This is a genomic window from Streptomyces sp. NPDC059850, from assembly GCF_042731515.1.
Lineage (GTDB): Bacteria > Actinomycetota > Actinomycetes > Streptomycetales > Streptomycetaceae > Streptomyces.
Genome location: NZ_JBHWJI010000007.1, coordinates 180,421 through 202,337 on the forward strand (window position 1 = coordinate 180,421; position 21,917 = coordinate 202,337).

Sequence of the window (21,917 nt, forward strand, 5' to 3'; positions counted from 1 at the left end):
GTGCGATGGCCATCCCCGAGGGAATCGCGCCGACCGAAGCGCATGTCCCGTTCGACATGGCCGATGCGGCGACGGCCCTGCTCGACGCCACGGGGACCGTCGTCGGCTGGACCACGGCCGCGGAACGGCTGCTGGGCTATCCGGCGCCGGAGGTGCTGAAGCGGCCCGCCGCGATGCTGCTGGCCGCGCCGGAGGACGCCGCGAAGGCGGTGTCCATCGCCGAGCAGTGCGGTGAGCACGGCGGCTGGGGCGGGCTGCTGGAGGTCCGGCACAGGTGCGGCCACCGGCTCGCGGTGGGCCTGCGGGTCTCGCCGGTGGCCGGGCTGAGCGACCGCACCTGCTGGCTGATCTCGGCGATCGACGTGGCGACGATCCCGACCTGGGCGGTCAGCGGATCGCTGCTCCAGGCGTTCCTGACCCGCTCCCCCATCGGGATGGCCGTGCTCAGCCCGGACCTGCGGTACGTATGGATGAACGACACCCTGGAGCGCTACGGCGGCGTCCCGCGCGACCAGCGGCTGGGCCGACGGATGGCGGACTCGCTGCCGGGCCTGGACACCGAGGCGCTGGAAGCGAAGATGCGCCAGGTGCTGGAGACCGGCGTCCCGGTGATCGACTACGAGTACCGGGGCTGGACCATGGCCGAGCCGCACCACGAGCACGCGTACTCGACCTCCTTCTTCCGCCTCGACAACGCGGACGGCCATCCGGTCGGCGTCTGCTACATGGGCATCGACGTCACCGACCGCTGGCGGGCCCGGGAGCGCCTCGCCCTGCTCAGCGAGGCCAGCGAGCACATCGGCAGCACCCTGGACGTGATGCGCACCGCGCAGGAGCTGGCCGAGTTCGCGGTGCCCCGGCTCGCCGACTTCGTCACCGTCGACCTGCTGGACTCCGTCCTGCGCGGCGAGGAGCCCCCGGCGCAGCGGACCCGGCACCTCCCCCCGTTCCGGCGGGCGGGCCAGGCCTCCATCCACGAGGGCTGCCCGGAGTCCATCGCGACCCCGGGGGACGCGGTCGCCATCTCCCCGGCGTCGCCGTTCGCGTGCAGCTTCCTGGAGGGCGAGGCGATCCTCGACCCGGAGCTGGACGCCTCGCTGGACGCGTGGACCGGCGACGACCCGGCCCGGACGCGGAAGGTCCACGAGTTCGGGATGCGCTCCCTGATGGTGGTCCCGATCTGCGCGCGCGGCACCATCCTGGGCGTGGCCTCGTTCGTCCGCACCCGGCATCCGGACCCCTTCGAGGAGGACGATCTGGTGCTCGCCGAGGAGCTGGTGACGCGGGCCGCGCTGTGCGTGGACAACGCCCGCCGCTACAGCCGCGAGCACACCGCGGCCCTCGCGCTGCAGCGCAGCCTGCTGCCGCACGACCTGTCCGGCGGGCAGGCCCTGGAGGTGGCCTCGCGCTATCTGCCCACCGACGCGCGCAACGGGGTCGGCGGCGACTGGTTCGACGTCATCCCGCTGTCCGGGGCCCGGGTGGCGCTGGTGGTCGGCGACGTGGTCGGGCACGGCATCACCGCGGCGGCCACGATGGGGCGGCTGCGCACCGCCGTGCACACGCTCGCCGACATGGACCTGCCGCCCGAGGAGCTGCTGGCCCACCTGGACGACCTGGTCATCCGGCTCACCGAGGAGGAGTCGGGGCAGGAGGGGGTGGGCACGGCGGTGCTGGGCGCCACCTGTCTGTACGCGGTGTACGACCCGGTCACCCGGCGGTGCACGATGGCCCGGGCCGGGCATCCGCCGCCCGCGGTGGTGGACCCCGGCGGCTCGGTCTCCTATCCGCCGCTGCCCGCCGGTCCCCCGCTGGGGCTCGGTTCGCTGCCGTTCGAGTCGGCGGAGCTGGAGCTGCCCGCGGGCAGTCTGATCGCGCTGTTCACGGACGGCCTCATCGAGACCTGCGACCAGGACATCGACGTCGGGCTCGGGCGGCTGAGCAACGCCCTGGCGCAGCCCGGGCTGCCGCTGGAGGAGCTGTGCTCGACGGTCGTCGACGCCCTGCTGACCCGTCCGCAGTCGGACGACGTGGCGCTGCTGCTGGCCCGTACGAACGCGCTTGGCGCAGGCCACGTCGTCTCCTGGGACCTGCCCTCCGACCCGGCCGTGGTCGCCAACGCGCGTTCGCTCGCCGTCCACCAGCTCGCCGAATGGGGTCTGGAGGAGCTGGTGATGACGACCGAGCTGATCGTCAGCGAGCTGGTCACCAACGCGATACGGCACGGCACCGGCCCCATCCGGCTGCGGCTGATCCGGCATGACGTGCTGATCTGCGAGGTCGCGGACGCCAGCAACACCTCGCCGCGGCTGCGCCACGCCCGGACCACCGACGAGGGCGGCCGCGGGCTGTTCCTCGTCGCGCAGATGACCCGCCGCTGGGGCACCCGCTACGCCGAGGGCGGCAAGCTCATCTGGGCCGAGCAGGACCTTCCGGGTGCGGCATGAGGCACGCTCCGGCGCGTCCCCGCCCTATCCATGATCGGCTTCCTCGCGCACACTGGTCCCATGCCAACGGGAGGGGGGCATCCGGCGTGCAGGGCGAGGTGCGGAGGCGGTGGCTGGCCTCCCGTTGGGGGCGCGGCGGGGCCGCGGTGGTCGCGGGCGCGCTGCCCGCGCTGGCGTTTCCCGCGCCGTCGCTGTGGTGGTTCGCGTACGTCGCCCTGGTGCCCTGGCTGCTGCTGATCCGCTCGGCGCCCACGCTGCGGCGGGCGGCGTACGACGGCTGGCTGGGCGGGGCCGGGTTCCTGCTCGCGGCGCACCACTGGCTGATGCCGAGTCTGCATGTGTTCATCGTGCTGCTGGCGCTGCTGCTGGGCGTGTTGTGGGTGCCGTTCGGCGCGGTGACGCACCGGCTGCTGCACGGCTCTCCGGGGCCGGGCCGGGCGGGCGCCGCGCTGGTGGTGCTGCCGTCCGCGTGGCTGCTGGCCGAGCTGGTCCGGTCCTGGCAGTACCTCGGCGGGCCGTGGGCGCTGCTGGGGGCGAGCCAGTGGCAGGTTCCCGCCGCGCTGCGGCTGGTGTCGGTGGGCGGGGTGTGGCTGGTCGGCTTTCTGCTGGTCCTGGTGAACGTCGCGCTCGTCCTGCTGGTCGCGCTGCCCCGGGCCCGTACCGTCGCGGTGGCCGGGCTCACCGCGTGCGGTGCGGCGGCGGCCGGGGTGTGGGCGTGGGCGCCGGTGCCGCAGGAGAGCGGGACCGCGCGGATCGCGGTGGTGCAGCCGGGCGTGATCAAGGGGCCGGAGCCGCGTCTTGAGCGCAGCGTCGAGCTGACCCGGCAGCTGGCCGCCCGCCGTCCGGATCTCGTGGTGTGGGGCGAGTCCAGCGTCGGCACGGATCTCGGCGACCGGCCGCGGCTGGCGAGGCGGCTGGGCGGGCTGTCCCGTTCGGTGGGCGCGGATCTGCTGGTCAACGTGGACGCGCGGCGCAGTGATATGCCGGGCATCTACAAGAGTTCGGTGCTGATCGGGCCGGACGGTCCGACCGGCGCCCGCTACGACAAGATGCGGCTGGTGCCGTTCGGCGAGTACATCCCGGCCCGGCCGCTGCTGGGCTGGGCCACCTCGGTGGGCAAGGCGGCAGGTGAGGACCGGCATCGCGGAGCCGAGCAGACGGTGATGCGGCTGCCGGGGGGCCTGCGGATCGGTCCTGAGGTCTGCTTCGAGTCGGCGTTCCCTGACATGAGCCGCAATCTGGCGCGGCACGGGGCGCAGGTGCTGGTCGTCCAGTCGGCGACGTCGACGTTCCAGCAGAGCTGGGCGCCCGAGCAGCACGCCACGCTGGCCGCGCTGCGCGCCGCGGAGACCTGGCGGCCGATGGTGCACGCGACGCTGACCGGCACGAGCGCGGTCTTCGGCCCGCGCGGCGAGCCGGTGGGCGAGCGGATGGGTACGGACGCCAGCGCGGCGGAGGTCTACTCGGTGCCGCTGGCGGAGGGCACCAGCCCGTACGCGCGGACCGGGCCCTGGACGGTGTACGCGGCGCTGGGCGCGCTCGCGGTGTACGGGGCGACGGAAGCGGTCCGGGCGGTCAGGCGCCGTTCACCGCGTCGGTGATCACCCGCTCGCACAGTTCATGGGTGCGCAGCGCGTCCGAGGCGTCGAGCCGCCTGCCGGTGCGCACGGCGTCCAGGAACGCGTCGGTGATCTGCTCGATGCCGCGCTGCCGGGCGACCGGCACCCAGTCGCCGCGGCGGCGCACGCTCGGCTGCCCCTTGTGGTCCGTGATCTCGGCGAGGTTGGCGACCTGCCGCTTGGTGTCCTGCCCCGAGACCTCCAGGACCTCCTCGGTGGAGCCGCTCATCCGGTTCATCACGCCGAGCGCGGTGAACCCGTCGCCGGACAGCTGGAGCACGACGTGGTGCAGCAGCCCGTCGCACATCCTGGTCCGCACGTCGATGTGGTCGACCGGGCCGGGGGCGAGGAAGCGCAGGGTGTCGACGACGTGGATGAAGTCGTCCAGGACGAGGGTGCGCGGGTCCTCGGGGAGGCCGACGCGGTTCTTCTGCATCAGGATCAGATCGCGCGGATGGTCCCGGCACTGCGCGTACCCGGGGGCGTAGCGCCGGTTGAAGCCGACCATCAGGCTCACCTCGCGGTCCTCGGCCAGCCGCACCAGCCGCTCGCTCTGCCCGAGTTCGTAGGCGAGCGGCTTGTCGACGTACGTGGGCACCCCGGCGTCCAGCAGCCGGGTGACGAGCCCGGCGTGCTCGGCGGTCGGGGCGTGCACGAACGCGGCGTCGAGGTCCGCGGCGAGCAGTGAGTCGAGGCCGGTGTGGCGCTGGGCCTGAGGCACCCGGTGGGTGTCGGCGACCCGCTGGAGGGTGGCGGGGGTGCGGGTGTGCAGATGGGGCTCAAGACCGGGCCGCGCCATGAGCACGGGCAGATAGGCCTTCTGTGCGATGTCGCCGAGACCGATGCAGCCGACCCTCACGATGCCTCCTGGTGTTCGGTGGCCGTGTCCACCCTATGCGGCCTCCCGGGCGACGGGGGCCGGGGGCCGGGGGCCGCCAGTCGGCGATCCCGTCGAAGCCGCGCAGCAGCAGCCCGGGGGCGAGGCGGGTGGCGGCGGCGAGGGCGGTGTTACGGAGGGCCACGGCGGGGGCGCTCGTGAGGGAGAGCGCGCGGGCGGAGCGCGCGGAGCGGCGTACGACGTCCATGGTGCGCGGCAGCCGGGCGCGGGTGTACGCGGCGAGCGCGGCGGCCGGGTCGGCGGCTCTGGCCGGTGCCAGGTCGTGGGCGAGGACGACGGCGTCCTCGATGGCCTGATTGCCGCCTTGCCCCAGGGTGGGGGCCATGGCGTGGGCCGCGTCGCCGAGGAGGGCGGTCCTGCCCCGGTGGTAGGCGGGCAGCGGTTCGGTCATGTGCAGGACGTCATGGCGCAGGACGGCGCCCGGTTCGGTGGCCGCGAGGATGTCGGGGACGGGCCGGTGCCAGTCGCCGAAGAGCCGGAGCAGTTCGGCCTTCTCGCCGCCCGGGGCGCGTCCGCCGGGCGCGGTGAAGGCCGCCGCGTACGCGTAGACCCTGCCGTCCCGCAGCGGCTGGCTGCCCCAGAGCAGCCCCCGGCCCCAGGTCTCATGGGGTGCGAAGGGGCGCCCGGGGGCGGGGACGACGAGGCGCCAGGTGGTGAATCCGGCGTAGCGGGGCCCGGGGTGGCCGGGGAACAGCGCGCGGCGGACCGCCGAGTGGACGCCGTCGGCGCCGACCACGAGATCGGCCTCGTACTCCCCGTCCGCCGTGGCCACCCGGGCCGGGCGGCGGGCGTCGCCGGGGTCGGTCAGCTCGGCGGGGGCGCCGGTGCGTACGCGTCCCCCGGGCAGCCGGGAGGCGAGCAGTTCGACGAGGGTGGCGCGGTGGAGCAGCACCACAGGGCCGCCGAACCGCTCGGCCGCCGCCGCGCTGTCCATCCGGGCCAGCCAGCGCCCGCCGGGGGCGCGCAGCCCGCCGCCGCCCTGCCAGGCGGCCAGGGCGCGGATGTCGTCGCCGAGGCCGATGGTGTCGAGGGCGCGCTGCGCGTTGGGCGCCAGGGCGATCCCGGCGCCCACGGGGTCGAGGGTGGCGGCGCGCTCCAGGACGGTGACGGACCAGCCGCGTTGGTGGAGGGCCGCGGCGGCGGTGAGCCCGCCGACTCCGGCACCGATGACGACGGCACGGGGCTGTTCCATGATTCCTCCCGTTGCACTACAGGTGTAGTGGTGCCGAGGCTACTACACCTGTAGTGCGGGCGGTAGGTTGGCCGTATGACCGCTGCTCACACCTCCGCCCGCGCCGCCGCACCGGGCGGATCCCGCGCCGAGCTGATCGCCGACACCGCCCTCGCCCTGCTGGCCGAGCGCGGTATGCGCGGGCTGACGCACCGCGCGGTGGACGAGGCGGCCGGACTCCCCCCGGGCTCGACGTCGAACCACGCCCGCACCCGCGCCGCCCTGCTCAAGGCGGCCGTCCGGCGGCTGGCCGAGCGGGAGGCGCAGGTGCTGCGGCCCGGCGAGATGCCCCACCCGGGCGACGCCACTCTCGACGGCGGCCGCCGCCACGGTGGGGACGCCGATCCGCTCCCCGCGCTGGCCGACGCGCTCGCGCTCGCGCTGCACCGCTCGCTCACCCAAGCGCCCGACCTGCTGATCGCGCGGTACGAACTGGCGCTGGAGGCGACCCGCCGCCCCGAGCTGCGCGAGTTCTACGACGCGACGGGACGCGGCTTCCGCGAGCCGCTGGAGGCCCTGATGGCCGCCGTGGGCTCCGCCGAACCACGGCGGCACGCCCAGTCGCTGGTCGCCTGGTGCGAAGGGCAGATGTTCAGCTGCGCGGCCGGGGCCGACCATGCCGCGATCCCCGAACGCGCGGCGCTGCGCACCGGGTTCGAGGAGCTGCTGCGCGGCATGCTGAACCGATAATCCGTGGCACGGCGGAAAACGGTGCCTCATGATGCTCGCCATGACGACTACCGAACGCCGCGACGCGCCCCGCACCGCCGATGAACGCACCAGCCTGGAGGGGTGGCTGGACTTCCACCGCGCGACCCTGGCACTCAAGTGCGAGGGGCTGGACGACAAGCAGCTGCGCGAGGTCGCCGCGCCACCGTCCGGGCTCACCCTGCTCGGGCTCGTACGGCATATGGCCGAGGTCGAGCGGAGCTGGTTCCGGCGGGTGCTGGACGGTCAGGACGCGCCGCCGATCTGGTACAGCGAGGAGGACCCGGACGGCGACTTCCGGGTCACCGAGGCGGACACCGGCGAGGCCGCCTTCGCGATCTGGCGGGACGAGATCGCCGAGGCCCGCGCGGCCGCCGCCACGCACTCCCTGGACGAGGTCGTCAGCCGCCGCGACCACGGCCACGGGGACTACAACCTGCGCTGGATCTACCTCCACATGATCGAGGAGTACGCCCGCCACAACGGCCACGCCGACCTCATCCGCGAGCGCGTCGACGGCGTCACAGGCGACTGATCACAACGGTCCGTCAGAGCGCGAGCCGCTGCCCCAGCCGGGCGATCGCGGCCCGCACCCGGTCGCCGTACGGATCGTCGCCCAGGGTGCCCGCGCTCGCCCGGGCCAGCGCCAGCTGACTGCGTGCCGCCGCCTCCTGGCCGAGCTTCGCGTAGTCGGTGGCCAGGTTGAGGTGGAGGGCCGGGTAGAGGGCGCGCAGGGCGGGGGCGGCGGTGCGGGCGCCGGGCCGGTCCGCCGCGGCCAGGGCCAGCAGGTCCCACAGCAGCTCATCGGCCGGATCGTCCTGGGTGTCGGCCAGATAGTGGGCGAGGGCGCAGCGGTGGAACGCGTCCCCGCCGCCCGCGATCTCCCGCCACAGCGCGGCCAGCCGGTTGCGCGCCTCCTCGCGGTCACCGCCCCGGTGCAGTATGACCGCCTGCCCGATCCGGGTCAGCACGGCGTCGTCCTCCGGCGCCTCCCGCCGTACGTCCGCCATCCGGTCCTCCCGCCTGCACACCGCGCGGGGTCCCCCGCGTGCGGCCGACGCTAACGGCGGGGCGGGTGAACGCCCGTCAGGCGGGCCCATCGGGTCAGTCCGGCGGGTCAGTCCGGCGGCCCGTACCGCTCGGCCAGTTCGGTGACGGCGCGGGCGACGGCGGCCCGCAGCTCGGGCGGGCCCAGCACCTCGGCGTCGGTGCCCAGCCGCAGCATGTCGTGGACGGCGACGGGCAGCGACTCCACGGGCAGCACCACCCGCGCCCGCCCCCGGTCGTCGGGCGGGCCCGCCCCGGCGGCCGCCACCGCGCCGACCGCGCCGAACTGCATCGGCAGCAGCCGCAAGCCCCGCTCGGTCAGCAGCAGTTCGGCCTCGCCCCGGAAGCGCATGGCCTCCAGGGCGCTCGCCGACTCCTGCCAGGAGGCGGCGAGATCGAACCCGGCGGGGCGCTCGAAGGCATCCGTCAGCACCTCGGCGGACAGGATCCGCGCCACCCGGTAGCTGCGGATGGTGTCCTCCACCCTGGCCACCAGGTACCAGATGCCGCCCTTCAGGACGAGGCCGAGCGCGTGCAGATCCCGGTGCACCTCGCCGCGCCAGCGCCGGTAGCGCACCCGCAGCACCCGGCTCCGCCATACGGCCTCGGCCGCCGCCGCGAGGTACGGCACCGGCTCGGCGTCCCGGAACCAGCCGGGCGCGTCGAGGTGGAAGCGCTCCTGGATGCGGCGCGACCGCTCGTCCAGCTCGGGCGGCAGCGCGGCGCGCAGCTTGAGCTGGGCGGTGGTGAGGTCCGCGCCGAGGCCCAGTTCGGCGGCCGGTCCTGGCATTCCGGCGAGGAAGAGCGAATCGGCCTCGTCGCCGGTGAGCCCGGTCAGCCGGGTGCGGTAGCCGTCCAGCAGCCGGTAGCCGCCCGCCGGGCCCCGCTCGGCGTACACCGGCACGCCGGACGCGCTCAGCGCGTCGATGTCGCGGTAGACGGTACGGACCGACACCTCCAGCTCCGCGGCGATCTCCGGCGCGGTCATCCGGCCCCGGTTCTGCAGCAGAAGGAGCAGGGAGAGCAGGCGGTCGGCACGCATACGGTCCATTGTGGCGCCGTACCTGACAGAAGGTGTCAGGTACGGCGGGCAGAGTCCTCTCCACCAGCGCACGCATCAGCGCACGGACACCTCCGAAGGGACCCGCCATGACAGGGCCAGCCACGACCGGGCACGCCACCGGTACGTTCACCTTCACCGACTGGCAGGAGAAGCCGGTCGGGGAGGCCGAGGGCGGGGCGAAGCTCGCCCACGCCACCGTGACCAACGGCTACTCGGGCGCGCTTGAGGCGTCCGGCACCGCCTGTCAGTACGCCATCGTCTACCTCCCCGACAAGACCGGCGGGTTTACCGGCCATGAGCTGGTGGACGGGCGGCTCGGCGGCCGCCGGGGCAGCTTCGTCCTCGCCCAGCACGGCACCTTCGGCGAGGACGGCACCGTGCGGTGCGCCTTCGAGGTGGTGCCGGGCTCGGGCACCGGCGAGTTGTCCGGGCTCACCGGTGCGGGCTCGTTCACGGCCCCGCAGGGCGTCAAGGCCGTCCCGTACGCCTTCGACTACGCGCTGGGCTGAGCCGGTGCGAGGTCCGGGATGCGCCAGTCGATCGGCGTATGCCCCTGGGCCTTCACCGCCTCGTCGATCTGGGTGAAGGGGCGCGATCCGAAGAACTTCTTCGCCGACAGCGGCGAGGGGTGCGCCCCCTTCACCACCACATGCCGCTCCTCGTCGATCAGCGGCAGCTTCTTCTGGGCGTAGTTCCCCCACAAGACGAACACGGCCGGGTCGGGGCGGGCGGCCACCGCGCGGATCACCGCGTCGGTGAACTTCTCCCACCCCTTGCTCTTGTGGGAGTTGGCCTCGCCGCCCCGGACCGTCAGCACCGCGTTGAGCAGCAGCACGCCCTGCCGGGCCCACGGCATCAGATAGCCGTTGTCCGGGACGGGGTGGCCCAGCTCGTCCCGCATCTCCTTGTAGATGTTCCGCAGCGACGGCGGGGTCTTGACGCCCGGCCGCACCGAGAAGCACAGCCCGTGCCCCTGGCCCTCGCCGTGGTACGGGTCCTGCCCGAGGACCAGCACCTTCACCTGGTCGTACGGCGTGGCCTCCAGGGCGGCGAAGACCTCCTCGCGCGGCGGGTACACCGGCCCCTTGGCCCGCTCCTCCTCGACGAACTCTGTCAGCTCCTTGAAGTAGGGCTTCTCCAGCTCCTCGCCGAGGACACCGCGCCAGGACTCGGGCAGCACGTAGGCCACGTCAACAACCTCCGGTCGTGTTCCGTTTACGGGCACGAACCTACCGGCGGCCACTGACAGCGCCGCCCGCCGGGGCGGCGCTGGTCAGTTACGGGTGGGTCAGCCGGGTGGGTCAGCCGACGCCCGCGTTGAGGAAGACGCCGCCGTCCACGACGAGCGTCTGGCCGGTGATCCACGCGGCCTGCTCGGAGGTGAGGAACGCGGCCGCGCCCCCGATGTCCTCCGGTACGCCGAGCCGCCCCAGCGGATACGCCGCGGCGGCCTCCTCCTCCCGCCCCTCGTACAGGGCGGTGGCGAACTTGGTCTTCACCACGGCGGGGGCGATCGCGTTGACCCGCACGCCCGGCGCGAACTCGTGGGCGAGCTGCGCCGTGAGGTTGATCATCGCGGCCTTGGACACGCCGTACGCGGCGATGAACGGCGAGGGCGTCATCCCGGCGACCGAGGAGATGTTGACGATCGCGCCGCCGTTCTCCTTCTGCCACGCCTTCCAGGTCTGCTGGGCGAAGCCGAGCGCCGAGACGACGTTGGTCTCGAAGACCTTGCGTATCACCGCGAGGTCGAGATCGGCGATGGGCGAGTACACCGGGTTCGTACCGGCGTTGTTGACGAGGTAGTCGACGCGCCCGAACGCCTCCATCGCGCGCTCGACGGCCGCCGCCTGGTGCGCCTCGTCATGGGCCTTGCCGGGGACGCCGATCACCCGGTCGGCACCCAGCCGCTCGACGGCCTCCTTCAGGGCGTCCTCGTTGCGGCCGGTGATGCACACCCGGTCACCGCGCGCCACCATCGCCTCGGCGATGCCGTAGCCGATGCCCCGGCTGGCCCCGGTGACGAGCGCGGCCTTGCCGCTGTCCTGAACAATCTCTTTGGTCATGGGATTCGTTAAGCTCCTGATCAGTTGAGCGGGCCGCCGGCCACGTACATCACCTGGCCGGAGACGAACCCGGCCGCGTCCCCGGTGAAGAACGCGACGGCGTTCGCGATGTCGTCCGGCTGCCCGACGCGCTGCACCGGGATCTGGCTCGCGGCCGCCTTCTGGAAGTCGTCGAAGCCCATGCCGACGCGCTCGGCGGTCGCGGCGGTCATGTCGGTGGCGATGAAACCGGGCGCCACGGCGTTGGCGGTGACGCCGAACTTGCCCAGCTCGATGGCGAGGGTCTTGGTGAAGCCCTGCATACCGGCCTTGGCGGCGGCGTAGTTGACCTGGCCCCGGTTGCCGAGCGCCGAGCTGCTGGAGAGGTTGACGATACGTCCGAACCCGGCGTCCACCATGTGCTTCTGACAGGCGCGGGACATCAGGAACGCGCCCCGCAGATGCACGTTCATGACCGTGTCCCAGTCGGACTCGCTCATCTTGAAGAGCAGGTTGTCGCGGAGCACACCGGCGTTGTTCACCAGGATCGTCGGCGCGCCCAGCTCTTCGGCGACCCGCGCGACCGCGGCCTCCACCTGCTGCGCGTCGGATACGTCGCATCCCACGGCGATGGCCTTGCCGCCCGCCGCGGTGATCTTCTCCACGGCGCTCGCGCAGGACGCCTCGTCGATGTCGAGCACGGCGACGGCGCGCCCCTCCTCGGCCAGCCGCGCGGCGGTCGCCGCGCCGATGCCGCGGGCCCCGCCCGTCACGATGGCGACACGCTGCTCATTGGTGGACATGCGGGTTCTCCTCGCCTCGGGTGGCGGCTCACCGTCCCGGCGTCCGGGACTCCCGGCACCCGGGGGTGAGCAACCGCTTAGTCGCTTCTGCGGACGAGACGCTATGAGGCCCGCCGCCCACTGTCAACGACCCGCTGTGATGCCCTTGCTCACCCTCGCCCGTCAGCGCACCAGCAGGTCGAGCAGCCGCTCGACCTCCGCCTCCGCGTCCGTGGTCAGCCCGGTGTGCACCGGCCCCGGCTGGACGACCGTCGAGCGCGGCGCGACCAGCCAGCGGAATCGCCGCCCCGGGTCGTCACCGGCCGCCTGACCGGCCCGTTCTCCCCCACGGCAGACACCCTCCACGGCGTGCAGCGCGGCCCGTACGCCCGCCACGTCCGCCGACGGGTCGAGCGCGAGCAGCCGGGTCTCGTCCAGATGGGTGCGGGCCGCGACGAACGACGTCGCGCGGCAGTACACGACGACGCCCGCGTTGATCAGCTCACCGCGCTCCACCCGGGGTACGACCCGCACCAGCGCGTACTCGAACACATCCCGGCCATGGTGCAGCCCGCTCACTTCGCTGCCTTTCCGTCGACCCATACCCGCAGCCAGTCGGGAGCCTTCGACGGCCCGGCACCGGAGCGCTCCCCGAGCGTGATCCTTTCACCGACCGCCGCGGCCCGCTCCAGCAGCGCGCGCACATAGGCGCGGCGCACCGCGTCCGGGCTGTCGAAGCCGGGCTCGTCCGTCAGCCACTCGTCGGGGATGTCGGCGGTGACCTCGGTCAGCAGCTCCTCGGTGACCCGCGGCGCGAGCGCGGCCCCGGCCGCCGCCACATCCGGGGCGAACGGGGCGAGCACATGGTCGGAGGCGTCGTACGGCTTGGCGGCGGCCGCGTCCAGACCGCGCCAGCTGTGGTGCCAGATCATCGTGGCGCCGTGGTCGATGAGCCACAGCCTGCCGTGCCACACCAGCAGATTGGGGTTGCGCCAGGACCGGTCGACGTTCCCGATGAGCGCGTCGAACCACACCACCTCCCCGGCCTCCGCCGCGCCCACCTCGAAGGCCAGCGGATCGAAGCCGAGCGAGCCGGGCAGATAGTCCATCCCCAGGTTGAGCCCGCCACTGGCCTTCAGCAGCTCCTGCACCTCCTCGTCCGGCTCACCCAGCCCGATCACCGGATCGAGCTGCATCCGCACCAGCTCCGGCACCCGCAACCCCAGGCGGCGGCCCAGCTGCCCGCAGATGACCTCGGCGACGAGGGTCTTCCGGCCCTGGCCCGCGCCGGTGAACTTCATGACGTACGTACCAAGATCGTCGGCCTCGACGATGCCGGGAAGCGACCCGCCCTCGCGCAAGGGCGTGACATAGCGGGTGGCCGTGACTTCAGGGAGCATCCGCCCAGGCTACTGACCGCCCTCCTGATCACCGCAAAGCCTTTTCCGGGCGGGCCGTCCCACAAGGGCCCGGCCAACAAGACGCCCGGCGGTTGAACATGTGAGCGCCGGGCCGCGTATGGAATCGAAACGTCCCTGGATCAGGAGGCACCACCATGACGCAGCCGGAAACCACCGGATGGGGCACCACCCGTCGCGCCGTCGTCTCCGCTGCCGGAGCGGCCGGGCTGGCCGTCGCACTCACGGCTTGCGGTAAGGATGACGGCGGGTCGGGCGACTCGCAGAGCGCCGGTTCCGCACAGGAGTCGGCCGGGGCCGGGGAGTCGGGCGCGGGAGGCGACGCGTCGGCGGGCGGGGGCGGGATGGAGCTGGCCAAGACCTCCCAGATACCGGAGGGCGGCGGCATGGTCTTCAAGAATCACAAGGTCGTCGTGACCCAGCCCTCCGCGGGGCAGTTCAAGGCGTTCTCCTCGATCTGCACCCACCAGGGGTGCTCGGTCGGCGACGTGTCGGACGGCACCATCAACTGCCCGTGCCACCAGAGCAAGTTCGACATCAGCGACGGCAGCCCGAAGGGCGGACCGGCCACGAAGGCGCTGCCCGGCGCCAAGATCACGGTGGAGGGCACCTCGATCAAGATGGTCTGACCGCCTGCCAGCAGGCGAGGACGTCCTCGGTCGAGGTGACGGTCGCGACGAGGGCGAGGGTGTGGCGGACCATCGCCGGGGTGTACGAGGCGGGCACCCCGGCGATGGCGTCCTCGGGCACCACGGCCGTATAGCCGAGGTTGACCGCGTCGAAGACGGCGTTCGGTATCGCCACATTGGCCGACACGCCGACGATGACCAGGGTCCGGCAGCCCAGATTGCGCAGCAGCGCGTCCACACCGGTCCCGGCGAGCGGCGACAGGCCGTGCAGCCGCCGCACCACCAGATCCTCCGGGCCGACCGGAACCGGTTCGGCGATCCGTACCGCGTCGCTCCCGACGAGCTGCCGCACCGGCAGCCGCTCGGCGGCCCGGAACAGCCGCGCGTTACGGTTCGCGCCGCGCCCGTCGGCGCGTCGCTCGGCCACCGCGTGCAGCACCTGTACGCGCGTGTCGTGGGCGGCCGACACCAGCCGGGCGACACGCCCGAGCGCGCCGGACTCCCGGGCCTCGGCGGCGAGTTCGGGCAGCGCGCCGTCCGGACCCACCACGCCGCGCTGGCACTCCACGGTGAGCAGGGCGCAGCCCTCGGGCCGGAGCAGTGCGGACAGCGGCACGGCGGCCTCCTGGCTACTCGCGCTGGGCTTCTCGCGCCGGGCTTCGCACACCGGACGCGCCGGAAGCCGGGAGCGTAACGGCCATTGCCTATGGAGGGAAGAGTCGCGATTCTGTGCGGATGACCGTCACCCAGCGGCGGGGACGCCGCATCATGATGACCGCGGCCGAGCTGGACGCCTTCCTCACCGAACAGCGCACCTGCCGGGTCGCGACCGTGTCCGCGGACGGGCGGCCGCATATCAGCGCGCTGTGGTTCGGCTGGGACGGCACGGCCCTGTGGCTGTACTCCCTGACCCGCAGCCGCCGCTGGGCCGAGCTGCGCAGCGATCCCCGGCTCTCGGTGATCGTCGACGACGGGCACGACTACGGTGAGCTGCGCGGCGTCGAGCTGAGCGGCGAGGCCGTCTTCGTCGGCGAGGCCCCGCGCTCGGGCGCGCCGTGTCCCGAACTCGACGCGCCGGAGCGGATGTTCGCGGCGAAGTACTTCGGCCTGGACGCCATGCCGCACGACGGGCGCCACGCGTGGCTGCGGCTGACCCCGGACACGGTCAGCTCCTGGGACTTCCGCAAGCTGCCCCAGGGCTGAGCGCGGCCTTTGTCGTTCAGTCGACGATCTTCTCCCCCACCGACCGCAGCACCTCCACCGCCGCGCGGATGGAGGGCCTGCGGTCGGCGTCGGCGCGCCAGATCGCGTAGACGTGCCGGCGCATCGAGGGCGGGCTCACCGGCACCATCCGCACCCCCTCGGGCACCGGGCCACGGCCGAGCCGGGGGATGACGCCGATCCCGAGCCCGGTGGCGATCAGCGCGAGCTGGGTCTGGTGCTCCCGCGCGGTGTGCCGGATGTGCGGCTCGATGCCCTTGCCGCGCAGGGTCACCATCAGCCAGTCGTAGCAGAAGCCGCCCTCGGGCCAGGAGATCCACTCGTCGTCGACGAAGTCCTCCGGCTCGACAGCGCAGCGGTCGGCGAAGGGGTGGTCCGCGGGCATCGCCACGTCCACCAGGTCGTCCAGCAGCGCCGCCTTGACCAGCCCGTCCGGCACCGGCAGCGGCTTGTTGTACCAGTCGAGGACGACCGCCAGGTCGATGTCGCCGCGCACCACCGCGGGCACCGACTCGTCCGGCTCCATCTCCTGCAACCGGGCGCGCAGCTCCGGATGTTCGGCCCGCATCCGCTCCAGCGCGGCGGGGAAGAGACCGCGGACGGCGGTCGGGAAGGCGCCCAGCAGCAGCTCGCCGACCGCGTGTCCGCGCTGCGCTTCCAGGTCCGACTGGGCCAGCTCCACCTGGGACAGGATCCGCGCCGCGTGGTCGGAGAGCAGCCGCCCGGCATCGGTGAGCCGCACCCCGCGGCCGTTCTTGGCGAGCAGCTGCTGCCCGGTCTCCCGCTCCAGCTTCGACAGCTGCTGGGAGACGGCCGAGGTCGTGACGTGCAGTCCTTCGGCCGCACCGCTCACGGAGCCGTGCCGGGCCACGGCGTACAGGGTGCGCAGGCGATCCAGATTCATGTAAGCGATGCTACGCGATGCAACGCATACATTACCGATTGTTCTAAGAGGTTGTAATCCACAAGCGTATCCCCGCCGGGGCAGGCCTCAGTCCACCCGGCCCGCCGGGGCCGGGCCCCTCGCCACCGCCGAGGCCACCGCGTCGGCGACCCCCGGCACCTCGTCGAGGCGCAGCGGAGAGACCGTCACCCGCAGGCCCGGGCCCGATGCCACCCGGAACCGGGCACCCGGGGCGACGGCCCAGCCCGCGGACAGGAGGCGGGCCACCGCACCCGTCTCGTCGGGCACCGGGACCCAGGCGTTCATCCCGCTGCGCCCGTGCGCGGCGAGGCCCCGCTCCCGCAGGGCCCCCACCAGGGCGTCGCGGCGCGCGTCGTACGACGCCGCGACGGCCGCCGCGTCCACCGCGCCGGTGCGCCACAGCCGCGTCACGGTGTCCTGCAGCAGATGGCTGACCCAGCCGGGGCCGAGCCGCTGCCGACCGCGCAGGCGGTCCAGGGTGACGGAGTCGCCGGTGAGCACCGCGAGGCGCAGATCGGGGCCGTACGCCTTGGCGGTGGAGCGGACCAGGGCCCAGTGGTCCGTGGTCCCCGCGAGCGGACGCAGGGGCAGGTCCACGATGCCGTGGCCGTGATCGTCCTCGATGAGCAGCACACCGGGGTGACCGGCGAGGACGGCGCGCAACTCACGGGCGCGCGCCGCGCTCACCGCCGCGCCCGTCGGGTTCTGCGCCCGGTCGGTGACGACGAGCGCCCGCGCCCCCTGGCGCAGCGCCCGCTCCACCTCCTCCGGCAGCGGCCCGTCGTCGTCGAGCCCGACGGATACGGTGCGCAGCCCGAGCGCCGGGACGAGGTCGAGCAGGCTGCCCCAGCCGGGGTCCTCGACGGCGACCGCGTCACCGGGCCGCAGATGCGCGGCGAGGACGCGCTCGATGGCGTCGAGCGCGCCGGAGGTGACGGCGACGGGCCCGTCCGGCACGCCGTCCGCGTCGAAGGCGGCCCGCGCCGACTCGCCGATGCCGGGGGCGACGCCCGGCGCGCCGTACAGCGTGGGGCGCCCGGCGGCGCGCGCGGCGGCCTCCGCGAGGGCCGGACCGAGCGGCGGCAGCAGGGCGGGGTCGGGGTTGCCGGTCGCGAGATCGCGCGCGCCCGGGGCCTCGACCCGGAGCCATTCACGGGGCGTGCTCGCGGGGCGCGCCCGCACCCGGGTCCCCCGGCGGCCCGCCGTCTCGACCACTCCGCGCTCACGCAGCACGCGATAGGCGGCCGCGACGGTGTTCGGATTGACGCCCAGCCGCGTGGCCAACTCCCGCTGCGGCGGCAGGGATTGACCCGGCGACAGGGCCCCGGCGCCGACCGCCCGCTCCACACTGGCCGCGATCTCCGCCGCACCGCGCCCCTCGATCGGATATTCTCCTAGCACAAAACACAGTATGCACTAGTGCAATGGGAGTGCGCAAATGAGTGCGACCACCGAACCGGACGAGACCACCGAGCCGGGCGACACCGTCTACCCCGCGACCGACCGCACCATCCCGACCCGCGCCCGGCAGCGCGCCTCGTACGACAAGGACGTGGTGCACGCGATCCTCGACGAGGGGTACATCTGCCATCTGGGCTTCATACGCGACGGCGCCCCGGTCGTCCTGCCGACCCTCTACGCCCGCTCCGGGAGCCGCCTCTACGTCCACGGCTCGACCGGCTCGCGCCCCCTGCGGATGGCGGGCGCCGAGGACCCGGGGCTGCCGGTGTGCCTGACGGTCACCCACCTGGACGGCCTGGTGCTCGCCCGCTCGGCGTTCCACCACTCGCTCAACTACCGCTCGGTGGTGGTGCACGGCACCGCCCACCAGGTGCGGGACGAGGCCGAGCGCGCGGCCGCGCTCGACGCGCTGGTGGACCATGCGGTGCCGGGCCGGGCCGCCGACTCCCGCCCCGCGAACGCGAAGGAGCTGGCCGCCACCGCCGTACTCCGCCTCGACCTCGACGAGGTCTCCGCCAAGATGCGCACCGGCGGCCCCAACGACGAGCCGGAGGACATGGCGCTCCCGTACTGGACCGGCGTGGTCCCGGTCGCCCGGACGTACGGCGCGCCGGTCCCCGCGGCCGGCCTGGCGCCCGACACGCCCGTACCCGGGTATGTCACGTCGCTGAGCTGACCCGGTACATGGCCCACCCCGGCGGGCGGCGGGCTACGAGGCCGGATCCCCGGGGCGGTCCTCCGGGGGTTCGTCCGCCGTCGCCCGGCGCCGCCCCCGCTCGGCCGCGGCGGGCGCGGGCTCGGCGGGCGGCGACCCCGCCGCCACCGGCTCCGCCCCCGCCGCCTTCGGCGCCGACGTCTGCGCGATCAGCGCCCCGCCCAGGACGAGCACACCGCCGACGACCTGGACCGCGCCCAGGTGTTCGTCCAGCAGCACCCAGGCCAGCACCGTCGCGACGACCGCCTCCAGGCAGGCCACCACCCCGGCCACCTGCGGCGACAGTCGGCGCACCGACAGCACCCCGGTCAGATACGCGACCACCGTGGCGACCAGCACGATCCAGCACAGCAGCAGCACCGCGGGGACCCGCGTGCCCGCGAGGTCCGCCTGCCCGGTGAGCACCGGCCAGTGGGTCTCCCACGGCCGGGCGATCACCGTCATCGTCGCGGCGCCGATCAGCAGCCCGTAGGCGATGACGCCGAGCGGATCGGCCGCGTCCTGCCCCTGGCTGCCGTGGTCGGACAGGACGAAGTAGCCGACCTGGCAGCACGCGGCGCCGAGCGCTAGCAGCAGCCCCAGCGCGTCGAAGCTCAGCCCGGACCACACCTCCACCACGCACGCGAGCCCGCCCATGGCGAGCACGACGCCGACCGCCGCCGACCGGCTCACCGGCCGCCGCTGGACGAACCGGACCCAGCCCAGCACCAGCGCGGGCGCGAGGTACTCGACGAGCAGCGCGACCCCGACCGGGATGCTGGAGAGCGCGGCGAAGTAGAAGGCCTGGACGCCCGCCACGGCCAGCAGGCCGAACCCCAGGAGCAGTCCGGGGCGCCGCAGCGGCAGCCGCCGGTGGCGCCAGACCAGGGGCAGCATGACGAGGGCCGCGCCCGCCACCCGCAACCAGGTGACCTGCAGCGGTTCGAGCCCCGCCTCGATCAGCGGTTTGGCGGCGACGCCCGAGCCGCCGAACGCGAGCGCCGAGACCAGGGCGAGCCCCAGACCGACGCCCCTGCCCTGATCATGGTGCTGGCCTCGCGTGCTGTGCATCGGGCCATCATGTCAGCCCGATGTCAGGACCGTCACCCCGTTGGTAGCTGACACCTTTCCCCGTCCAGCGCCGTGACCAGCAGATCCACATCCACCCCGGCCCGCCGCAGCACCTCCGCGGCCCGGCACTCCCGGTCGTAGGTCAGCGCGGCGAGGAGGTCGGGGCCCTCGGCGAGTAACGCGCCGCGCGCCGCGGCGCGCCGGACCGCCGCCGCCATCGCGGACGCGGCCGCCGGGGACCAGCCGGGCAGCCCGTCCCCGGCGCCGTTCGCGGACGTCTCGACCGTGCCGCTCCACCGGAGTCCGTAGCCGATGGTGCGCTGCACCAAGTAGCCGAGCAGCCGCGCCACTTGGGGCGGGCCACCGGCGAACGCGCCCCACACCCGCGGGTCGTTCTCCACCAGGGTGTGCAGCAGATGGGCCGTGTCGAGCTGCTGGTCCGCGTCGCGTACGGCGCGCCGACGGGCCCCCGTGACCACGGCGGTCAGCCGCTCGCTCAGCCGGTTCTCGAACCCGGCACCGGCCGGACCGGCGGAGGCGGAAAGGGTAGGACTTCGCACGCTCTCACCCCATCAGTCCCTTGAGGCCAAAGCATCCTCGGCGGGAAGCATGTGCGTATCCCACCGTAGTTGGGCCCCGATGACCGGAAATCATCCTCGGGGAGGAGAGAACCCGGCCTTCTTCCGGACTCCGAATCCCCTCGAAACCCCCGTGGCACGCAACCGCCGCCACCCCGGGAGCCGTCCCCCACTCACAACCGCGTCTTTCCGCCACACAGTGCCGCCAAGGAGTCCGATGACCGCCCGGCCGCTGCTCTTCCTGGACATCGACGGTGTCCTCAACCCGGTCCTGCCGACCGACGGGTTCACCGCCTACGACATACTCGACTTCACCGTGCTGCTCTCCGCCACCCACGCCGACTGGCTGCGCGAGCTGTCCGCCTCCTACGAACTTGTCTGGGCCACGACCTGGGAGCACGAGGCCAACCGCCATATCGCGCCACTCCTCGAACTGCCCCGGCTCCCGGTCGTGGAGTTCACCGGCTACCGGCCGCGGCCGGACGATCCGAAGCTGCCGATCCTCGACCTCTTCGCGGGCCGCAAGTGGGCGCCGATCCTGCGGTACGCCGCGGGCCGCCCGTTCGCCTGGGTCGATGACGTGATGCCGGAGCGGCTGGTGTCCCGGTCCAGACTGCGCCGCGACCGGCTGCTGCTGCCGGTCGACCCCGCGCACGGGCTGCGGCGGGAACACGTCGACCGGCTGCTGGAGCACCCGCCCCGGGCGCGCCGCCTGCCGAGGCTGCGGCGGCGCTCCGGCCGGGAAGGACGGGAACCGCGAGCTGACAGTTCGTCAGTATTGAATGTTCCGGGCCGCGCGGCTACGGTGCGCGACACGCCACGCTCCCGGCGCCCGGTCCAGTAGACGGCGCGCCGGACACCCGCCGCCGGACCCCCGGAAGGGACGGACGCTCCATGGCCGAGGTCAGCGCGCAGACCCGCATCGAGGCACCGGCCGGGGCGGTGTGGGCGCAGCTCACGGACTTCTCCTCGTACGGCGACTGGAACGTCACCCACACCGGATTCCCCCAGGGCGCCCCCGCCTCGCTCGAGGCCGCCGCGACCTACCAGGAGAACATGCGGCTGATGGGCTTCCCGGCCGAAGTGACCTGGACCGTCGAGGAGTACGAGCCCGGACGGGTGCTCGCCACCCGGGGCAAGGGCCCGATGGGCGTGAACCTCGGCATGCGCTACGCGCTGACGCCGGACGGGGACGCGACGACGGTCCGTATCGACGGCGACTTCACGGGTGCGGCGGTGTCCCTGATGGCCGGAAAGCTCAAGGACTCGGCGACCACGGCGCTGAACGAGTCACTGCGCAAGCTCGCCGCGCTGGTCGCGTAGCCCCGCCACCCCGCTCCCCCCTCACTCAGCCCTCGTCGGCCTCGTCCTCCTGCTCGGCGAGGATCAGATACAGCCGCTTGCGCGAGTCGTTGATGACCGACAGCGCCTTCTGCTGCTGCTCCGGGCTGCCCGTCTTCCAGACCTGCGCGAACGCCTCCATCAGACCGAATCCGGCCTGCCGGACCTCCTGCATGGCCTCCCAGTCGATGCCGCGCCCGGCCTCTTCCCACGGCGCCTGCGGCCCCGCCTCGGCCTCGGTGCTCCCGGCCTCGGTGAGCGCGTACAGCTTCTTGCCGCCGTCGCTCTCGCTGCTGATCATCCCCTCGTCCTCGAGGAGCTGCAGCGTCGGATAGACCGAACCGGGGCTCGGCTTCCACGCTCCCCCGCTGCGCTCGGCGATCTCCTGGATCATCTCGTAGCCGTGCATGGGACGGTCCTTCAGCAGCGCGAGGATCGAGGCGCGCACATCGCCGCGCCGCGCCCGGCCACGCCGTCCGCCGCCGCCACGCCCCCGGCCGCCGAACGGAGGCCCCCCGAAGGGGGGTCCGCCGAAGCCGCCGAAGCCGCCCGGGCCAGGCCCGAACGGCCCGAAGGCCGCACGCCGCTCCTCGAACTCACCACCCCGGTCGCGCCGACCGGCTCCGCGGTGTTCCTGCCCACGGAAATACCTCATCGTGACGCTCCTTCCATCGTCGATCCATCACGATGGCTCAACGATATATCGGAACCGATCGGATGACAATGCCCCGACCGCGGC

The 21,917-nt window shown here is 73.6% G+C and carries 25 protein-coding genes; 10 read left to right on the top strand and 15 right to left on the bottom strand.

All coding sequences use genetic code 11. The features are described from left to right. The first annotated feature begins 5 nt into the window (after positions 1 to 5). Both ACFV9T_RS08335 and lnt read left to right on the top strand, forming a co-directional pair. Positions 6 to 2,447 carry a SpoIIE family protein phosphatase gene (locus ACFV9T_RS08335; RefSeq protein ID WP_385437572.1) on the top strand — a complete coding sequence of 814 codons (2,442 nt, stop codon included), beginning with the start codon at positions 6 to 8 and terminating at the stop codon, positions 2,445 to 2,447. Then, entirely contained in the window at positions 2,444 to 4,048 is a 1,605-nt protein-coding gene (gene lnt, locus ACFV9T_RS08340; protein WP_385437574.1) for an apolipoprotein N-acyltransferase, read from the top strand. Before ACFV9T_RS08335 ends, lnt begins: the two co-directional genes overlap by 4 nt. On the opposite strand, the gene ACFV9T_RS08345 is transcribed toward lnt, so the two are convergent. Continuing rightward, on the bottom strand, positions 4,023 to 4,925 hold the full coding sequence (locus ACFV9T_RS08345) for a Gfo/Idh/MocA family protein (protein WP_385437575.1): 903 nt from the start codon (positions 4,923 to 4,925) through the stop codon (positions 4,023 to 4,025). The two genes, lnt and ACFV9T_RS08345, sit on opposite strands and share 26 nt — an antisense overlap. Beyond that, positions 4,846 to 6,156 carry an FAD-dependent monooxygenase gene (locus tag ACFV9T_RS08350; protein WP_385437576.1) on the bottom strand — a complete coding sequence of 437 codons (1,311 nt, stop codon included), beginning with the start codon at positions 6,154 to 6,156 and terminating at the stop codon, positions 4,846 to 4,848. The genes ACFV9T_RS08345 and ACFV9T_RS08350 overlap by 80 nt, the downstream gene beginning before the upstream one ends. Positions 6,157 to 6,231: 75 nt before the next feature. On the opposite strand from ACFV9T_RS08350, the gene ACFV9T_RS08355 reads away from it, so the two are divergent. Both ACFV9T_RS08355 and ACFV9T_RS08360 read left to right on the top strand, forming a co-directional pair. Then, positions 6,232 to 6,885 (top strand): TetR/AcrR family transcriptional regulator, encoded by a 654-nt coding sequence (locus ACFV9T_RS08355; RefSeq protein ID WP_385437578.1) that lies wholly within the window; start codon positions 6,232 to 6,234, stop codon positions 6,883 to 6,885. Positions 6,886 to 6,925: 40 nt separating this feature from the next. Further along, on the top strand, positions 6,926 to 7,438 hold the full coding sequence (locus tag ACFV9T_RS08360; protein WP_385437580.1) for a DinB family protein: 513 nt from the start codon (positions 6,926 to 6,928) through the stop codon (positions 7,436 to 7,438). 13 nt (positions 7,439 to 7,451) lie between these two features. Here ACFV9T_RS08360 and ACFV9T_RS08365 read toward each other — a convergent pair whose 3' ends face one another. Together ACFV9T_RS08365 and ACFV9T_RS08370 are read right to left on the bottom strand one after the other, a co-directional pair. Continuing rightward, positions 7,452 to 7,913: a hypothetical protein gene (locus ACFV9T_RS08365; RefSeq protein WP_385437581.1), complete on the bottom strand. Its 462-nt coding sequence runs from the start codon at positions 7,911 to 7,913 to the stop codon at positions 7,452 to 7,454. A gap of 107 nt (positions 7,914 to 8,020) precedes the next feature. Beyond that, positions 8,021 to 9,001: a helix-turn-helix transcriptional regulator gene (locus tag ACFV9T_RS08370; RefSeq protein ID WP_385437583.1), complete on the bottom strand. Its 981-nt coding sequence runs from the start codon at positions 8,999 to 9,001 to the stop codon at positions 8,021 to 8,023. Positions 9,002 to 9,099: 98 nt separating this feature from the next. Between ACFV9T_RS08370 and ACFV9T_RS08375 the strand changes: the two genes are divergently transcribed. After that, positions 9,100 to 9,522: a DUF3224 domain-containing protein gene (locus ACFV9T_RS08375; protein ID WP_385437584.1), complete on the top strand. Its 423-nt coding sequence runs from the start codon at positions 9,100 to 9,102 to the stop codon at positions 9,520 to 9,522. Here the strand turns inward: ACFV9T_RS08375 and ACFV9T_RS08380 are convergent. From ACFV9T_RS08380 to ACFV9T_RS08400, 5 genes are all read right to left on the bottom strand, one after another. Then, on the bottom strand, positions 9,507 to 10,202 hold the full coding sequence (locus ACFV9T_RS08380; RefSeq protein WP_385437585.1) for a uracil-DNA glycosylase: 696 nt from the start codon (positions 10,200 to 10,202) through the stop codon (positions 9,507 to 9,509). The two genes, ACFV9T_RS08375 and ACFV9T_RS08380, sit on opposite strands and share 16 nt — an antisense overlap. 112 nt (positions 10,203 to 10,314) lie before the next feature. After that, on the bottom strand, positions 10,315 to 11,079 hold the full coding sequence (locus ACFV9T_RS08385; protein WP_385437586.1) for an SDR family oxidoreductase: 765 nt from the start codon (positions 11,077 to 11,079) through the stop codon (positions 10,315 to 10,317). A gap of 20 nt (positions 11,080 to 11,099) precedes the next feature. Then, positions 11,100 to 11,861 (bottom strand): 3-oxoacyl-ACP reductase FabG, encoded by a 762-nt coding sequence (gene fabG, locus ACFV9T_RS08390; protein ID WP_385437588.1) that lies wholly within the window; start codon positions 11,859 to 11,861, stop codon positions 11,100 to 11,102. 162 nt (positions 11,862 to 12,023) lie between these two features. Further along, entirely contained in the window at positions 12,024 to 12,443 is a 420-nt protein-coding gene (locus tag ACFV9T_RS08395; RefSeq protein WP_385437590.1) for a DUF3037 domain-containing protein, read from the bottom strand. Then, a complete protein-coding gene (locus ACFV9T_RS08400) occupies positions 12,416 to 13,240 on the bottom strand; it encodes a HipA family kinase (RefSeq protein WP_385437592.1) in 825 nt (274 codons plus the stop codon). The genes ACFV9T_RS08395 and ACFV9T_RS08400 overlap by 28 nt, the downstream gene beginning before the upstream one ends. A 155-nt stretch (positions 13,241 to 13,395) precedes the next feature. Here ACFV9T_RS08400 and ACFV9T_RS08405 point away from each other — a divergent pair, with 155 nt between their 5' ends. Continuing rightward, positions 13,396 to 13,887 (top strand): Rieske (2Fe-2S) protein, encoded by a 492-nt coding sequence (locus ACFV9T_RS08405; RefSeq protein ID WP_385437594.1) that lies wholly within the window; start codon positions 13,396 to 13,398, stop codon positions 13,885 to 13,887. Here the strand turns inward: ACFV9T_RS08405 and ACFV9T_RS08410 are convergent. Next, on the bottom strand, positions 13,874 to 14,503 hold the full coding sequence (locus ACFV9T_RS08410; protein WP_385437596.1) for a cysteine hydrolase family protein: 630 nt from the start codon (positions 14,501 to 14,503) through the stop codon (positions 13,874 to 13,876). The genes ACFV9T_RS08405 and ACFV9T_RS08410 overlap by 14 nt on opposite strands. Positions 14,504 to 14,622: 119 nt before the next feature. Between ACFV9T_RS08410 and ACFV9T_RS08415 the strand changes: the two genes are divergently transcribed. After that, positions 14,623 to 15,090, top strand: coding sequence for a pyridoxamine 5'-phosphate oxidase family protein (locus ACFV9T_RS08415; RefSeq protein WP_385437598.1), 468 nt, complete (start codon positions 14,623 to 14,625; stop codon positions 15,088 to 15,090). Between the two features lie 16 nt (positions 15,091 to 15,106). Here ACFV9T_RS08415 and ACFV9T_RS08420 read toward each other — a convergent pair whose 3' ends face one another. Together ACFV9T_RS08420 and ACFV9T_RS08425 are read right to left on the bottom strand one after the other, a co-directional pair. Beyond that, positions 15,107 to 16,012 carry a LysR substrate-binding domain-containing protein gene (locus ACFV9T_RS08420; RefSeq protein WP_385437600.1) on the bottom strand — a complete coding sequence of 302 codons (906 nt, stop codon included), beginning with the start codon at positions 16,010 to 16,012 and terminating at the stop codon, positions 15,107 to 15,109. Between the two features lie 87 nt (positions 16,013 to 16,099). Beyond that, positions 16,100 to 17,434, bottom strand: a complete 1,335-nt coding sequence (locus ACFV9T_RS08425; RefSeq protein ID WP_385437602.1) for an aminotransferase class I/II-fold pyridoxal phosphate-dependent enzyme — start codon at positions 17,432 to 17,434, stop codon at positions 16,100 to 16,102. A 37-nt stretch (positions 17,435 to 17,471) separates the two neighbouring features. Between ACFV9T_RS08425 and ACFV9T_RS08430 the strand changes: the two genes are divergently transcribed. Further along, entirely contained in the window at positions 17,472 to 18,170 is a 699-nt protein-coding gene (locus ACFV9T_RS08430; protein WP_385437604.1) for a pyridoxamine 5'-phosphate oxidase family protein, read from the top strand. Between the two features lie 33 nt (positions 18,171 to 18,203). On the opposite strand, the gene ACFV9T_RS08435 is transcribed toward ACFV9T_RS08430, so the two are convergent. Continuing rightward, positions 18,204 to 19,259, bottom strand: coding sequence for a DMT family transporter (locus ACFV9T_RS08435; RefSeq protein ID WP_385437606.1), 1,056 nt, complete (start codon positions 19,257 to 19,259; stop codon positions 18,204 to 18,206). A gap of 32 nt (positions 19,260 to 19,291) precedes the next feature. Continuing rightward, positions 19,292 to 19,819, bottom strand: coding sequence for a Clp protease N-terminal domain-containing protein (locus ACFV9T_RS08440; RefSeq protein ID WP_385437608.1), 528 nt, complete (start codon positions 19,817 to 19,819; stop codon positions 19,292 to 19,294). 235 nt (positions 19,820 to 20,054) lie between these two features. Between ACFV9T_RS08440 and ACFV9T_RS08445 the strand changes: the two genes are divergently transcribed. Next, positions 20,055 to 20,681: an HAD domain-containing protein gene (locus ACFV9T_RS08445; RefSeq protein ID WP_385437610.1), complete on the top strand. Its 627-nt coding sequence runs from the start codon at positions 20,055 to 20,057 to the stop codon at positions 20,679 to 20,681. 50 nt (positions 20,682 to 20,731) lie between these two features. Next, complete coding sequence (locus ACFV9T_RS08450; protein ID WP_385437612.1) at positions 20,732 to 21,160, top strand: SRPBCC family protein; 429 nt, start codon at positions 20,732 to 20,734, stop codon at positions 21,158 to 21,160. A 25-nt stretch (positions 21,161 to 21,185) separates the two neighbouring features. Here the strand turns inward: ACFV9T_RS08450 and ACFV9T_RS08455 are convergent, their stop codons facing one another. Beyond that, positions 21,186 to 21,833, bottom strand: coding sequence for a PadR family transcriptional regulator (locus ACFV9T_RS08455; protein ID WP_385437614.1), 648 nt, complete (start codon positions 21,831 to 21,833; stop codon positions 21,186 to 21,188). Between the last annotated feature and the right edge of the window lie 84 nt (positions 21,834 to 21,917).